This window comes from Nannocystis bainbridge (genome assembly GCF_028368995.1).
Classification (GTDB): domain Bacteria; phylum Myxococcota_A; class Polyangia; order Nannocystales; family Nannocystaceae; genus Nannocystis; species Nannocystis bainbridge.
In genome coordinates this window covers 193,907-208,964 of the sequence record NZ_JAQNDL010000003.1, presented here as the reverse complement: position 1 = coordinate 208,964, position 15,058 = coordinate 193,907, and the positions used below count along the sequence as shown (strand labels likewise).

At 71.1% G+C, this 15,058-nt stretch carries 13 protein-coding genes; 7 read left to right on the top strand and 6 right to left on the bottom strand.

The features are described 5' to 3' along the window. Positions 1–337: 337 nt before the first annotated feature. Positions 338–1,729 (top strand): pyridoxal phosphate-dependent decarboxylase family protein, encoded by a 1,392-nt coding sequence (locus POL25_RS26275; RefSeq protein ID WP_272088942.1) that lies wholly within the window; start codon positions 338–340, stop codon positions 1,727–1,729. A gap of 154 nt (positions 1,730–1,883) precedes the next feature. Then, positions 1,884–3,047 (top strand): RAD23 family protein, encoded by a 1,164-nt coding sequence (locus POL25_RS26270; protein WP_272088941.1) that lies wholly within the window; start codon positions 1,884–1,886, stop codon positions 3,045–3,047. A 244-nt stretch (positions 3,048–3,291) separates the two neighbouring features. On the opposite strand, the gene POL25_RS26265 is transcribed toward POL25_RS26270, so the two are convergent. Further along, entirely contained in the window at positions 3,292–3,918 is a 627-nt protein-coding gene (locus POL25_RS26265) for a hypothetical protein (protein ID WP_272088940.1), read from the bottom strand. A gap of 31 nt (positions 3,919–3,949) precedes the next feature. Between POL25_RS26265 and POL25_RS26260 the strand changes: the two genes are divergently transcribed. From POL25_RS26260 to POL25_RS26250, 3 genes are all read left to right on the top strand, one after another. Then, positions 3,950–4,897, top strand: coding sequence for a LysR family transcriptional regulator (locus POL25_RS26260; RefSeq protein WP_272088939.1), 948 nt, complete (start codon positions 3,950–3,952; stop codon positions 4,895–4,897). Between the two features lie 269 nt (positions 4,898–5,166). Then, positions 5,167–6,606: a hypothetical protein gene (locus POL25_RS26255; protein WP_272088938.1), complete on the top strand. Its 1,440-nt coding sequence runs from the start codon at positions 5,167–5,169 to the stop codon at positions 6,604–6,606. Beyond that, entirely contained in the window at positions 6,603–8,003 is a 1,401-nt protein-coding gene (locus POL25_RS26250; RefSeq protein WP_272088937.1) for a DUF2403 domain-containing lipoprotein, read from the top strand. The genes POL25_RS26255 and POL25_RS26250 overlap by 4 nt, the downstream gene beginning before the upstream one ends. 3 nt (positions 8,004–8,006) lie before the next feature. Here POL25_RS26250 and POL25_RS26245 read toward each other — a convergent pair whose 3' ends face one another. Beyond that, positions 8,007–8,384, bottom strand: coding sequence for an MAPEG family protein (locus POL25_RS26245; protein ID WP_272088936.1), 378 nt, complete (start codon positions 8,382–8,384; stop codon positions 8,007–8,009). Between the two features lie 96 nt (positions 8,385–8,480). Between POL25_RS26245 and POL25_RS26240 the strand changes: the two genes are divergently transcribed. After that, a complete protein-coding gene (locus POL25_RS26240; RefSeq protein WP_272088935.1) occupies positions 8,481–9,989 on the top strand; it encodes an aldehyde dehydrogenase family protein in 1,509 nt (502 codons plus the stop codon). 6 nt (positions 9,990–9,995) lie between these two features. On the opposite strand, the gene POL25_RS26235 is transcribed toward POL25_RS26240, so the two are convergent. Genes POL25_RS26235 through POL25_RS26220 form a run of 4 tightly spaced genes read right to left on the bottom strand, consistent with a single transcriptional unit; the run spans position 9,996 to position 13,315 of the window. Then, a complete protein-coding gene (locus POL25_RS26235) occupies positions 9,996–10,406 on the bottom strand; it encodes a hypothetical protein (protein ID WP_272088934.1) in 411 nt (136 codons plus the stop codon). A gap of 4 nt (positions 10,407–10,410) precedes the next feature. Further along, positions 10,411–10,734 (bottom strand): hypothetical protein, encoded by a 324-nt coding sequence (locus tag POL25_RS26230; protein ID WP_272088933.1) that lies wholly within the window; start codon positions 10,732–10,734, stop codon positions 10,411–10,413. A gap of 30 nt (positions 10,735–10,764) precedes the next feature. Beyond that, positions 10,765–12,129, bottom strand: coding sequence for an FG-GAP-like repeat-containing protein (locus POL25_RS26225; RefSeq protein WP_272088932.1), 1,365 nt, complete (start codon positions 12,127–12,129; stop codon positions 10,765–10,767). Next, entirely contained in the window at positions 12,122–13,315 is a 1,194-nt protein-coding gene (locus POL25_RS26220) for a trypsin-like serine protease (protein WP_272088931.1), read from the bottom strand. The genes POL25_RS26225 and POL25_RS26220 overlap by 8 nt, the downstream gene beginning before the upstream one ends. Positions 13,316–13,709: 394 nt before the next feature. On the opposite strand from POL25_RS26220, the gene POL25_RS26215 reads away from it, so the two are divergent. Beyond that, positions 13,710–15,029, top strand: coding sequence for an SMP-30/gluconolactonase/LRE family protein (locus POL25_RS26215; RefSeq protein ID WP_272088930.1), 1,320 nt, complete (start codon positions 13,710–13,712; stop codon positions 15,027–15,029). The last annotated feature ends 29 nt before the right edge of the window (positions 15,030–15,058 follow it).

Genomic DNA, 15,058 nt, shown 5'->3' with positions numbered 1-15,058 from the left:
CATCGCGCCGGGTCTCGGCGCCGGCGTGACTGGGCTCGCCGCGAGCGCGCCGGAGGACCGCGCGACGGTGGGTGACGGCTGTCCTTCGGGACAGATGGGCCGAGGGGCCCGTGCTCGTGCGTCGCGGGGGCGTCGATGCCGCCGCGCCTTGCGCTGCTCGACGTGGTTCCCCGGGGCCGAGATCGAAGCGGTGGCTGGCCGTCGTGCGGGCGCGTCCGGCGTCCGCGGCGCCGACGAGCGCTGCGGCCAGGACGACGCGCGCCGGCCTCGACCGGGTGTCCTCGCCGGCGGTATCGTCCGCCGCCGTCACGCGCGGCAGCCGAGAGGAACGACCATCATGAAGATCCGCGAATGGGCGGTGCGCGCCGTCGATGCAGTCGCCGAGTGGCAGGCGAATTGGGGCGCCTATGCGGCTCACCCGTCGCTCGCGGTCGATCCAAACGCGCTCGCGCGTGGCCTGGCCGAGCTGAGCGAGCGGCTCACCGGCAACTACCCGTTCTTCCATCCGCGCTACGCGGGGCAGATGATCAAACCGCCGCACCCGGTCGCGGTGGTCGGGTACCTCGCGACCATGCTGATCAACCCCAACAACCACGCCCTCGACGGCGGGCCGCCGACCGCGGCGATGGAGCGAGAGGCCGTCGACGCGCTGGCGCGGATGTTCGGGTTCGCGGAGCACCTGGGTCATTTGACGTCGAGCGGGACGATCGCCAACCTCGAGGCGCTGTTCGTCGCGCGCGAGAGCCAGCCGGGCCGGGCGATCGCCGTCGGCGCGGAGAGTCACTACACGCACGCTCGCATGGGGCATCTGCTGGGCGTGACCACGCGCTCCGTGCCGGCCGACGCGCGCGGCCGGATGGATCTCGATGCGCTCGCCGAGCTGCTCGCCGGCGGCGAGATCGGCACGGTGGTAGCGACGCTCGGCACGACCTCGCTCGGCGCGATCGATCCGCTCGACGCGATCGTCCCGCTGGCGCGCGCGCACGGGGTCAGGGTCCACGTCGACGCCGCCTACGGCGGGTTCTATGCCTTGCTCGCCGGCGTCGATCCCGACGGCCTCGACCCGGCGCCGTGGCGCGCGATCGCCGAGTGCGACTCGGTGGCGATCGATCCGCACAAGCACGGTCTGCAGCCCTACGGCTGCGGGGCGGTGTTGTTCCGCGATCCCGCGGTCGGCCGCTTCTACCGCCACGACTCCCCGTACACCTACTTCACGTCCGGCGACCTCCACCTCGGCGAGATCAGCCTCGAGTGCTCGCGGGCCGGGGCCGCCGCGGCTGCGCTGTGGTTGACGCAGCGGCTGCTGCCATTGTCCGCGGAGGGCCTCGGCGCCGTGCTGGCCGCCAACCTCCGGGCCGCCCGCGCGTGGGCGCGCCGCATCGAGGCCAGCGAGGCGCTGACCCTTTACCAGCCGCCGGCGCTGGACATCGTCAATTGCTTTCCGACGCTGGAGCGGCCGGCGATGACGGCGATCGACGCGGCCAGCGCGGCCGTGTTGCACGCCGGGATGCGCGAGGCCGATCCGGTGTTCCTCTCGACGTTGAGGATCACGAACGAGGCGATGCGACAGAGGCACCCGGCGGTGATCGACGACGCGGCGGGCGCACGGATCCTCCGCAGCGCGCTCATGAAGCCCGAGAGCGAGACCTGGGTGACGTGGTTGCACGATCGAGTCGCAGGCCTGGCGGCGCGGGCCCGGGCAGGCGCGCTGCCAATGCCACGAGCCTGAGGATCGCGCGGGCGCGCCATTGCAGATCGCAGGGGGTGACCCTGACATATCGGGTAAGCCGGGGCTCGTCTCGTGTGGGACCCGACCGCGCTCGCCCGCTGCGACCGCGGGTGACTCGGCTTGCGCGGCCCGACCGATCGCTGTAGACGGGCCCATGGCCCCCCGACACACCTTCGCCCTCGTGCTCATCTTCGGCTCCGCCTGCGGCGACGACGGCCCCGACCTCACTGGGGCCACCACCACCAACCCCACCGCCACCGGCACGCCCGGCCCCTCGACCACGCCCGGCGGCACCACCGACGACGACCCCACGCAAGGTTCGACGGGTACGGACAGCGACGGTGGACCGACGACCAGCGCCGCGACCGAGCCCGGCACCGCGACCGAGCCCGGCACCGCGACCGAGCCCGGCACCGCGACCGAGCCCGGCACCGGTGATCCGACCGGCGAGACCGGCGAGCCGCCCGCGGCCGCGTCGCTGGTCGCCTATCTCACCCGCAACGTCGACGGCAAGACCTGGCCCGAAGTCCTCACCGACGAGGCCGACATGTGCGAGGCCGGCTGGACCTACCTCGGCGGCTCGAGCTTCGCCACTGTGTGCCTGCTCGACGCCCCCGGCACGATCATCAACCTCACCCGCAACGTCGACGGCCAGACCTGGCCCGAGATCCTCACCGACGAGGCCGACATGTGCGAGGCCGGCTGGACCTACCTCGGCGGGAACAGCTTCGCCACCATGTGCATGAGCGACCAGCGGCTCACGACCATCTATATCACCCGCAACGTCGACGGCCAGACCTGGCCCGAGACCGTCGCCGACGAGGCCGACATGTGCCCGCCCGGCTGGGATTACCTCGGCGGCTCCGGCTGGGCCACCGCCTGCAGCACCGCCGAGGCGCGCTCGATCGTCAGCCTCACCCGCAACGTCGACGGCCAGAGCTGGCCCGCGACCGTCACCGACGAGGCCGACATGTGCCCGCCCGGCTGGGAATACCTCGGCGGCTCCGGCGACAGCACGGTGTGCGCCGGCAGCGATGGCCTCGCCCTCGCCTACCTCACCCGCAGCGAAGACGGCCAGACATGGCCCGAGACCGTCGACGACGAGGCCGAGATGTGCGCCGCCGGCTGGGATTACCTCGGCGGCTCCGGCTGGGCCACCGCCTGCGCGGAGGCCAACCCTGGCGCGATCATCAACCTCACCCGCAACACCAACAGCCAGACCTGGCCCGAGTCCGTCGCCGACGAGGCCCTGATCTGCCCGTCCGGCTGGGGTTACCTCGGCGGCTCCGGCTACACCACCGTCTGCCTCGAGCCCTGATCGGGCCGCGCCGAGATTCAGGCGGGACGGTCGATCGAGCGCAGCGCGGGCTTCATCGCCCGAGTGTGACGGCCGAGGTGAAGCAGCCCGCGAGTATCTCGTGGCGCACGACTCATTCTAACCTCGGGCGAGCCGCCATTCGTCTCCCCGACGCTGCGCGAGGTGAACTCGCAGGTCGAGGACGCGCGCCGCGTGGGGTGACCCGCGAACCGGCGCGCCGGCCGATGGGAGGGTCGCTCGGCGCTCAGCGGCGGTGGTTGGCGACGGGGCTCAGCGCGGTCGGGCGCTTGCCGGCGGTGCACATGTCGTTGTCGGCCGGGCGGGCGCCGAAGAACAGGTCGTCGCCGTCGCGCTTCACGAGGTCGAAGTCGGCCGGGCAGTCGGCGCCCGGGTACTGGCCGAAGCCCGCGCAGCCGGTCGTCAGGACGTCCTGGGCGACGCCGGTGGCGAACTCGGAGGCGCCGCAGCCTTCGAGTGAATTGAGGTAGTCGCGCAGGCCGTCGACCTCGGGGCGGATCGTCTTGGTGGTGAAGCCGAACCGGGCCTCCCATGCGCCCTCCACCGCGCTCGAGGGCTGCTGCAGCGCGTAGGGGCCCTCGATGTGCACGGTCGCCAGCTTGGTGGCGCAGGCGTCGTCGGCGTGGGTGACGTAGTCGAGCTTCCAGGCGTCGCCCGTGATGGCGAATTCGAGCCGCAGGTACTGGGTCGAGCCGTCGGCCTGGGGGCTCGGCAGGCAGTCGCCGACCCACGTGCCGGCGATGTCGGGGGCGGCCTCGGGGTTCTCGGTGTCGTCGCCGTCGCAGCCATGGGCGCAGGCGAGGGCGAAGGCGGCGGTCAGCAGGGCGGGCGCGAGCAGCTTGGTGGTCGTCATGGCCACGACTGTGCGCCCGGAGCATGGCATCATGAAGCTCATCGTCGTCATGTCAGCCATGAATCTGGTTCATACGTCGGGGATCGATCTGGGCCACCTGCGCGTGCTCGACGTCCTGCTGCGCACGCACAGCACCGTCCGCGCGGCCCGAGAGCTCGGGCTGACGCAGAGCGCGATCAGCCACGCGCTGCGGCGGCTGCGGGCGGCGCTCGGCGATCCGCTGTTCGTGCGCGTCGGTCGCAAGCTGGCGCCGACCGAGCGGGTGCTGGCGCTGCGCGGGCCGCTGGCGGAGGCGCTGGCGGCCGTGGGCCGGGTGTTCCAGGCCGGCGAGGGGTTCGCCCCGGCGACGCTGAAGGCCAGCTTTCGCATCATCGCGGCCGACTACGCGGAGCTGGTGGTGTTGCCGCGGCTGCTGACGGCGCTGGCGTGCGAGGCGCCGGGCATCGACGTGGTGACGCAGATCGTGGGCGACGCGGTCGAGGACGTGGTCCAGCGCGGCGAGGCCGACCTGGCGCTCGGGGCCTCGTTCTCGGAGCGCGGCGGGCTGATGCTGCGGCCGCTGCTGCGCGACCCGTTCGTGGTGGCGATCGCGGCCGAGCACGCGCCGGGGCGGCTGACGCTCGAGCGCTATCTGGCGGCCCGCCACGTGCTGGTGGCCCCGCGCGCGCTGCCGGGCGGGGTGGTCGACAATCACCTGGCGAGCCTCGGCCGCGCGCGCCGGGTGGTGCTGCGCACGCCGTGCTTCCAGACGGCGCTGGCGATCGCGGCCCGCACCGATCTGCTGGTGACGGCCCCGCGCAGCCTGGTGACAGAGTACGTCCGCCACGCGCCGCTGGTGACGTTCGCGCCGCCGCTCGAGCTGCCGGAGGTCCGCTTCGGGCTGCTCTACGCGGCGTCGCGCCAGGACGACGTGGCTCACAAGTGGTTGCGCGAGCGGGTAGCGGCGCTGTTCCCCACGAAGCCGCAGCGAAGGCGCTGAGGATCGTGCAGGCGAGCGCGGTGCCCCCAATGGTGCGCCCGCGCGAGGTCGCGGCTCCGCGGTGCATGGAATCACCGAGTATCGCGCTCGGGCGATGGCCGAGCAGCCGCAGGGGTAAGGACCGACCGCTCGCGCAGACGTCTGGAGGCCGCAGCCCACGATTTGCCGCCATGGGTGGCGATAGACCTCTTTGCCGAGGGTGCGTATCACACCTCCCGCGCTCGCTTTTCGTGCTTCCGCCGGTCTGCGCGGTCCGATACGCTGCATGCATGCGGAACGCGGTCGAGGGCAGGATCCTGTGGGTGTCGCTGATGATGGTCGCATGCTCGGCGACGAATCCGAGCGACGAGACCGACGGCGCCGGCGGGACCGAGGCGACCGGCGGGACCGAGGCGACCGATGCGACCGGGGGCAACCCCGGCTCCGACGGGACCGACCCGACCGATGGGACCGACGGCTCCGACGGGACCGACGGCTCCGGGGGGACGGGGCAACCACCGCCCGCGGGCTGCAGCGTCGACGGCGTCGACAATACGACGCCGTTCTCGGACATCTATCGGGTGATCCCACTCGCCGACACGACGTTCGAGGGCCAGCCGTATCCGATCATCACGGCGATGCCGTGGAGCTACACGCTGTCGGCGGTCCAGTGCGGCAAGGAATTCCCGATCGAGGAGACCGAGACCCACTACATCGTCGACAGCGACTTCGAGGTGCCGTGGATCGCGGGCGTCACCGACGACGTCGCCTGGATGCCGGGGGCCAAGAACAAGGGCTGGGCGATCGGCGAAAATGACGATCCGGCGGAGCTCGTCGCCGAAAACGGCGGGATGCGGCCGTTCGTCTATCACGTCAACGCGGGCTACGAGTACGGCTATTCGACGTACAACCAGGACCCGCTGCCCGACGACCCGATCAACTTCACCGGCTTTCGGCCCACGTGGGTGGTGCACCCCGAGGGCGACGGCTACACGATGTTCTTCCTGAACCCGGAGGCGCCCGACTCGCACGGGTTCGAGTGGCCGCGCCACGGGGCGAACTGGCAGCTCAACTTCGGCCTCTACGTCGATCCCGAGGGCAAGGTCTACGTGCCGAAGCCGGAGCGGGCCACCGTCGCCAATCACGACGACGGCTGGGACGACTATCACGCGTGCGTGACGATCAACCGGGCGAGCGCGCCGGTGCCGACCACGCGCACGCAGTTCCCGGGCAACGAATCCTACTACCCGTCGGAGACGTTCCTGCCGGGCTACGCGTCGGCCGGGGCGCCGGGGCACAAGTATTGGGGCCACAAGGGCCGGCCGATGGAGGAGGTGGCGATCTGGGAGGACGACGGGGCGCCGGGCCTCAACTCGCCGGGCAACTTCCACAAGCCGTACTCGGGCGGCTGCGATCGCGCGGGCTACAACTTCGCCCACGCGGAGGGCTTCACATGGCCGGAGCTGCGCGCGGCGAGGACGGCGATGGGCGACATCCCGACGAGCGAGCAACTCTACAAGATCACGCTGTACCGCTATTTGGGCCAGGAGGACAAGACGGAGCTGCTCGGCACGCTGTCGTATGAACAGCAGCCCAATCAGGAGTGGATCCCGACCGGCGAGGGGCCCGAGGTCCACTCGCTCAACGACGCGAACGGCCGCTTCATCGTCAACGGCCCGGTGTTCCAGGACCGCGGCGACCACGTGTTCGCCATCATCGAGGACCTGTGAGGGACTGGCAGCGCGCGCTGTCGCTGCTGGCGGTGATCACCGCGTGCGGCGCGAACGGGGGGCCATCTTCGGCCGGCGGATCGACGTCGGCGGGAGAGCCGACTTCGGCGGGCGAGCCGACTTCGGCGGGCGAGCCGACGTCGGCAGGAGAGCCGACATCGGCGGGCGGGTCGACGTCGGCGGGCGAGCCCGACACGGGCGGCTGGGACGACCTCGACGAGCCGCACGCGCCGCCGCATCCGCCGGTCGAGCCGGACAACGACGGCGAGCCCACGCGCGGCGGGACGCTGACGTTTACCAACATCGGCGCGCCCGGCTACTGGGGCCGCCGGATCGAGGCCGAGCCCGGCGATGCGCGCTGCGACGTGCAGTCGGAGACCATCGATTTCGGGTGGGGCTCCGAGTTCTGCTGCCGCACGCGGCACGAGGTGACCTCCGACCGACTGACGCCGTTCAACGAGCAGCTCCACCTGGTGCTCGAGGGGCCGCTGCGCATCAAGGCGCTGGCGGTGTATCAGCCGCTCGGGCCGAGCGACGGCCCGTGGGCGATCCGCTCGCTGTGGGACCGCCGCACCCCGGACCAGCCGTACAACCTCCAGCTGTCGGGCCCGAACGGGGCGAAGGAGCTGCTCGGCGACCTCGGCAACAACTGCGCCTATTATGCGATGCAGGCGCAGCCGTTCCCGTGCGGCCCCGGCAGCGAGCCGTACTGCCCCGGGTCGGACCTCGATTACCACGGCTGGGCCGGCTCGAAGCTCGTCGTGCTGCTGGCGTCGATGCCGTACGCCGACGATCCCGGGCTGTCGCCGCTCAGCTGCATCGCCGACGGCGAGGACGAGCGGGAGCAGGACGCGCCGTGGATCGGGGTGTCGCCGTCGGAGCTGAACCGCGACGGCTGGTCGGGCTACCACCCATGTCATTGTTTTAATAATACCGACAATGGCCAATTGGGCGATGGCTGCGGGCAGATCAACGTGTTCGAGGTGATTCCGGAGGCGTCCGGGCCGCAGTGGGGCAACCGCGACATCATCAGCACCGGCATTCGCTCGTATCAGGTCGGCTCGCTCGGCGGGGTGACTTGCGGGATCGAGTCGTGCGGCATCGAGCAGTTCCCGGGCGACGCCGATCTGGTCGACGTCAACAGCCTGACGGCGATGGACCACGGGGCGGTGATCGACGCCGACGATCCGGCGTCGGCCGAGGGCCCGGCGTGGCGGCGGGCGCAGGACGATCGTTATTACCTGTTCCTGCTCGACGAGTCCGCGCGCGCGGTGCAGGTCGCGGTGATTCACCCGGACGAGGTGCCGGCGGCGGCCGCGGCGATCGTGCCGGCATTGCCGAACGTGCTCTCGCGCGCGGTGGTCGACGGGTTCCTGGACTTGCGGCTGCCGCAGTGACCGTCACAGGAGGTTGCGCAGCAGCGACAGCGCCAGCCACACCTCGAGCACGGCGGTGAGCGAGGCGCCGAAGCGCAGCAGGTTGAACGGGCCGCGCAGCATGCCGATCGCGTGGCCGAGCCGCGCCGCCAGGAACAGCCCGCCGAACCAGCGAATGGCGGTCGCGCAGGCGCCCGATTGCTCGTAGAAGAACAGCAGCAGGACGAATGGCAGCACATGCTCGAACGCGTTGGCGTGCGCGCGAATGGCGCGAGTCATGCGTTCGTCGCCGCCGTCGCCGAGGCGGATCTGCAGGCGCATGCGCGTGAGCGAGGTGTTCACGGCCAGCAGCGTGACGAGCAGGAGCAGGAGGGCGGCGAACACGGGCGTCTCGGTGACCATGGCGGCGAGGATACCAGCGCCCGCGGCGGTCGCCCGAGCCGGGCGTTCGGCGGTATCCGCGGTGACGCCTTCACGGGTAGACTCGCCGCCGTCCTCATGAGCACTGCCACGATCCCCGCCGGCGCCGCGCGCTTCCTCCACCCTCAGGGCCACGTGATCGACGGCCGCGTGGTGCCGTCGACGGGCGGCGCGACGTTGCCCGTCGAGGACCCGGCCACCGGCGAGATCTTCGCCACGATCCCCGCGGGTGGCGCCGAGGACATCGATCGCGCGGTCCGGGCTGCGCGCGCCAGCTTCGTCGCCGGCGCCTGGTCGCGCGCCGACCCGGCCCACCGCGGGCGCGTGCTGTGGGCGTTCGCGCGGGCGATCCGCGACGAGGCCGAGGCGCTGGCGTGGCTCGAGACGCGCGACAGCGGCAAGCCGATCGCCGAGGCCCGCGCCGACATCGTCGGCACCGCGGAGATCCTCGAGTACTACGCCGGCCTGGCGTCGCAGCTGTTCGGGCAGACCACGCGCGTGCCGGGCAACAGCTTCGCCACGGTGATCCGCGAGCCGGCCGGGGTGGTCGGGCAGATCACGCCATGGAACTTCCCGCTGTACGTCGGCGCGTGGAAGTTCGCGCCGGCGCTGTGCAGCGGCTGCAGCGTGGTGCTCAAGCCCAGCGAGCTGACGAGCCTGACGATGCTGGCGGCGGCCGAGCTGGCGCTGGCGGCTGGGGTGCCGCCGGGGGTGTTCAACGTCGTCTGCGGCACCGGGAGCGACGCCGGCGCGCCGCTGGCGAGCCACCCCCACGTCGACGTGCTGGCGTTCACCGGCGGGGTGGTGACCGGGCGCAAGGTGCTGCACGCGCGCGCCGATCTGCTGCGACCGACGCAGCTCGAGCTCGGCGGCAAATCACCCAACATCGTGTTCGACGACGCCGACCTCGAGCGCGCCAGCGCCGGCGCGGCGTTCGGCATCTTTTATAATCAGGGCGAGAACTGCAACGCGGGCAGCCGCCTGCTCGTGCAGGCGGGGATCTACGAGCGCTTCGTGGCCCGCCTGGTCGAGCGCGCGCGGGCGATCCGCGTGCTGCCGCCGCTCGACGAGCGCAGCCAGATGGGCGCGCTGATCTCGGCCGCGCACGCGCGCAAGGTCGCGGACTACGTGGAGGTCGGGCTGGCGGAGGGGGCGAAGCGGCTGTGCGGCGGGCCGCCGCCGGCCGAGCAGCACTTCGCGCGCGGGCACTGGTACCTGCCGACGGTGCTGGCAGAGGTGAAGCCGGAGCACCGCGTGTTCCAGGAGGAGATCTTCGGGCCGGTGGTGACCATCACGAAGTTCACGACGGACGACGAGGCGATCGCGCTGGCCAACGCGACCGAGTTCGGGCTGGCGGCCGGGGCATGGACGGGGAGCGTGCAGCGGGCGCTGCGGTGCACGCAGGAGCTGCAGTCGGGCTATGTGTGGATCAACAACTACAACCCGACGCCGGTCGAGGTGCCGTTCGGCGGGGTGAAGTCGTCAGGCTTCGGCCGCGACTGCGGGCCGCAGGCGGTCGATACGTACACGACGTGGAAGACGGTGCTGTGGGCGCTGGCACCGTTCGACGACTGGTACCAGCAATGAGCGGCGTCAGGTGTCGCTGACGCAGCCGCCGCAGCGGGCCTCGCAGACCCGCTCCTTGGCGTCGCCGCACCGCTCGTTGTGTTCGAGCAGCCCCCAGCTGAACCAGAACTCCCTGCAGTCGGTGGCCTCGTTGCCGCAGGCCCAGAAATCGAGGGTCGCGGGGACGCAGTCGAGCGACGCGGTGTCGTCCGCGCGATAGCCGGCGAGGCGCGCCGCGTGGTCGCGCTCGCACTCGGCGCGCTCGTCCCAGCCGAACTGGCAGTCGACGATCCACGCGCAGCGCCGCGCGATCGTGTCGGCCTCGGGATGCTCGCTGGGGTCCGCCGTCTCCGCGGCGAGGGTGGTCGAGCTCTCCGATGCGCCGTCCTCGAGGGCTCGGTCGGCGCAGGCGGTGAACATTACGAAGGCTGCGGTCAATATCCTAGATGACCATGCAATAGTTATAGAATTCATCGCGTTCCTCCAGGCATTGCGTGCCCATGGCGTATAGATAGAGGTCATACTCTTCGCAATTTTCCAGCGCGCCCACGCAAGCCTCCCAGTTCATGAGCGCTTCGAAGCACGGGGGATCGTCTTTTCGCGCGAGGGCGTATTCCTGCGAGGAGTGGGCCTCACACTCCTCCTGGCTGGGAAAGGCAGCCGCAGGATTGCACTCTTGAACGATGGTACAATAGTCGCGGCTGATGGCTTCCAGATCAGGTTCGGCCGGGTCTTCGCCACAAGCGGCCAGGGACCAACCGAACACGATGGAGAGGGGTGCATATACCCGCATGTTTCACCTCGCAAAACCGATGTCGGTCAAGGAACTGCCTTGCACGAGTCGTACGATATGTGTCCACTGTAAACCGGCCGCTGCCTGGCTGCGATGGAGCGCGAAGGACTTGTGGCCCTCGCCCATGATGAAGTCCCGGCCTGCGAGATCTGCGACCGGCACCCCGGGGCCGACGGATCCTGCCAGGGGCGAGGCGACGAAGCGCACGACCTCTTGTTGCCCCGACCACAGCACGTGCAGGCTGAGCGTCGGCTCCCAGTACTGCAGCTGGAACACCGTGGCGCCGTCATCGGTACCTTTCTCGTTGCTGTCCATGATGTAGTCGACGGGCACGCCGAACGCGGCCGACGGCTCCTCGTCGATCGCGTCGAAGGTGCCCTTGCTGTTGCCGCAGAGGATGAAGACCTGGTCGGCGTGGCCGAGGGCGATGGCCGGCCAATGCGAGGTCGTCTCGCCGATGCACATGCGACCGATGGCGACCTGCATGCCGGGCGTGTCGAACGGTTTTGTGAAGAGGGGGAACTCGACGGCGGGCGCGAAGGCGCCGGCGCATTCGTTGCGCAGGACCGAGGCCGAGCCGTGGCTGTTGCCGGTGATGATGTCGTTGTCGCCGTCCCCGTCGACGTCGCCGACAGCGAGCTGCTGCGGGGCCGTGCCGGCGCCGGTCGCATGGACTTGCGCGGGGCTGAACACATCACCAGGCACCGCCAGAGCGTACACCACGTGGTCGTCCGCGGGCGAGACGGCGACGAGGTCGGGCTTGCCGAGACAGTCGAGGTCGGCGAGCGCAAGCGAGCGGCGGCCCCGGGTGTGCTTGGTCGTCAGCGGGACCTCGATCAGCTGCTCGGAGAGCACGAGGGCCGGCGCGGCGACGCCCACGCCGCGGCGAATGCCGACGATCCCGTCGCTGCGGAGCGCGAGCACGTCCTCGCGGCCGTCGGCATCAAAATCGCCGACCACGATGTCGTCGATGCCGACGGTCGCCGGGCCCATGGTGAACGCCTGATCGGGGGTGTCCGCGAGGAACAACAGGCCGCGGGAGGGCGCGCCGAAGAGGATCTTTACGTGGTTCTGGGCCGGCCCCGCGAGCACATAGTCGGCGCAGCAGCCGGTCGCATCGACGCGATCGAGCTGACCGACCCGGACCCGCGTATAGGCGGACTCGACGGTGGTGCCGCCGAGCACGCGGCGGAAATCGGGGTTGAAGCCGGAGTCGGAGGCGCTGCCTTCGGTCGGGAAGGTCTCCACTGGTTCGCCGGTGGTCGTGAACGCGGTATCACCGGCCGTGGCCGAGCCGTCGTCACCGCCGCCGGGCGAGCAGGCCGCGAGAACGCCGAGTGCGATCGCAGCGAGACGATGTTCAGTCATGACGGTTCCTCCGCCGCTGCGAGGCCCACAGGCCGAGGCCTCCGGCCAGCAGGGGGCCAAGCAGCGCGATTTTTTGATTGCTGCGATCCGGCGATGCAGAGACCTCCGTGCGATCGTCCATGGACCCCGGCGGCAGGTCTTGCGCGGCGAGCGACGAGAAAGGCTGACCGCAGGTGGTGCTCGGGCCGCTGACCTCGGGGTGATGGCAGGCGAAGGCGCCGCGGGTCCAGTCGCCCTGGGGGAGGTCGGGGGCCAGCGGGAACTGCCCGCAGGACGGCGTGGGCGCCCATTTCCCGTCCGCCGTGTGGCACGGCAAGATCTTGCTCTGCTCGGCGACGACGTGCGGGTCCTCGAGCATCCAAGCGACGTGCATCCACACGTGCGTGTGCGAGATCGCCGTCTCGGCCAGGCCCACGAGCCGCCACGTCTTGTCGGGCAGCTGCACGAACAGCGGCCCACCGGAGTCGCCCTCCGCCAGCCCCGGCGCGTCACCGGCGCCGATCCACGGCGTATGGGAGATGTTGCCGATCGACGAGGCGTCGAACTTCAGCGACGAGAGGAGGAAGCGCTTGGTGCCCTTCGGCGGCGGCTTGTCGTCGAGGTCCTCGCTGCCGAAGCCGATGGCGACCAGCGGCGCGCCCTTTGTCAAAAACTGGTCGGCCTCGCAGTGCATCATCATCGGCACTGGCTGGACCGCGGGGTCTTCGCTCAGCACACAATAAGCGAAGTCGAAAGCGGGCTTTTTTCCGACCTCTCGCTGGCGGCAGTACTCGACGGGGATCGTGCGGCGCGGGTGGCCGTCGTGGTTCGGGTAGGACTCGCCGAACAGGACCGACGGCAGGGAATTGACGATCAGCGAGGCGGTGTCGCGGCAGACGCCCTCACCGCCGCCGAGGTCCTCGCAGCTCAGCGCCAGGGGGTTGCCGAACGCGTCCTGCTCGGGGCAATCGGCGTTCTCCTGGCATGAAACTTCGGTCTCGTAGGTGTCCTCGAGGCAATGGGCCTCGGTGAGCACGATCCGCCCGCCGATGTGGACGCCGCTGCAGAATCCGCTCGAATCCGGGAGATAGACGGCCGAGGGCCAGGCGCACGGTTCGACCTCAAATCCGTCGAGGACGCGGCTCGGACCGGGCGGACCGGCGACATCGGCCCCGGCCGGGCCCGGCGTCGCCCCTGCGGCGAACATAAAGGCGACCGCGGCCCAGGGTAGCGGGGAACATACTGGTTTTGCGAGAGAGCCCATCCGACGTCTATACAGTGGCGCTTGGTATCGTTCCCGTCGTCCTCCGAGGTCGTTTTTATGAGGACCTCGAATGCGACGAGCAGGCGCCGTGCTGCTCGCCTCGACCTGGCGTCGTCGGCCCGGCCATACGGCCCGACGCAGAAGGCGGGGCCCCTCCGGCAAGAATTGCAGCGACCATCACCCGGTTGCGTGCGGCGTGCCCCGCTCTTGAAGTGCCGCGGGACGTGCGGGACGATCACCGACCTGCGTCACCGATCGTGCCCGGCCGGTCACGGGCGGGCGCCCGCGCGCTGCACCGCGGTCGAGGCGGCGCGCGAGTTCGGATAGGGTCGCGGGGATGCGACGACTGCTGCTGCTGGCCATCCTTGCGACCGCCTGCACGCCCCGTGGCGAGCCGGCGGCGCCGGCGGGCGAGCCGGCCGCGGCGAGGCTCTCGGAGGCCGAGATGGGCGCGCTGACGGCCGCGTACGGCCAGCTCGGGGCCGCGCTCGGGCGCCAGGAATTCGCGGCGGGGCTGGTCGCGCTCGACGCGGCGGCGGCGATCGATGTCGGCGATCCGGCGCTCGAGTACCTGCGGGCGGCGGTGCTGGCGGCCGCGGGGCGCGAGCAGGAGGCGCTCGCGGTGCTGGGCCGGCTCGACGCGGCGGGCAGCCTGCTCGTGCCGCAGGCGCATGACTTTCCGGGGCTCGTCGGCCCCGCGCTGGAGCGCCTGGCCGCGGCCGCGCGCGCGCGCCTGCCGGCCTCGCCCAGCGTCCGCGCATTCACGCTGGCAGACCGCGCGCTGATCCCCGAGGGTATCGCCCACGACCCGGGCGCCGGCACGTTCTTCGTCGGCAGCATTCACAAGCGCAAGATCGTGGCGGTCGAGCGCGGCGGGGCGGCCCGCGACCTCGCCGTCGCCGACGCCACGAACGGGCTCTATAGCCCGCTGGGCATGAAGTTCGATCGGCGCCGCGGATCGCTGTGGGTGGCCAGCGCCGGCCTGCCGGAGATGCAGGGCTTCGTCGAGGCCGAGCATCGCGGGCGGGCGGCCCTGCACGAGCTCGATCCGTCGACCGGTCGATCGCGGGCCCGTTACCCGCGCGAATCGCCGGGCCGACATTTGCTCAACGATCTGGTGATCGCGGCCGACGGCGCGCTGTACCTGACCGACAGCGAGGCGGGCGAGGTGTTGCGATTGCGACCGGGGCCGGGCGCGCAATTCGAGGTCGTCGCCCCCGCCGGCGAATTCGCGTACCCCAACGGGATCGCGCTGTCGGACGACGGGGGCGTCCTGTTCGTGGCCGACTTCGTGCGCGGGTTGACGGCGATCCCGCTGGCGACTCGCCGGCTGCACACGCTGCCGCACCCGCGCGGGGTGGCGACGCACGGTTTCGACGGGCTGGATTTTCACCGCGGCGCGCTGGTCGGGATCGACAACAGCGCGGGCGGGGGGCGGATCGTGCAATTGACGCTGGCCGCGGGCCTGGACCGGATCGTCGCGGCGCGGGTGCTCGAGGCGGGACACCCCGATTTTCACATCCCGACGACGGGGGTGCTGGACGGCGATTCTCTGGTCTATATCGCCAACTCGCAGCTGCGCAGCTTCGCGGGCGGGCAGATCTTCCCGCACGAGCGGCTGTCGCCGGTGCAGGTGCTGCGATTGCCGCTGCGCTGATCGCCGGCGGAATGCGCGAGGCCGCCGCC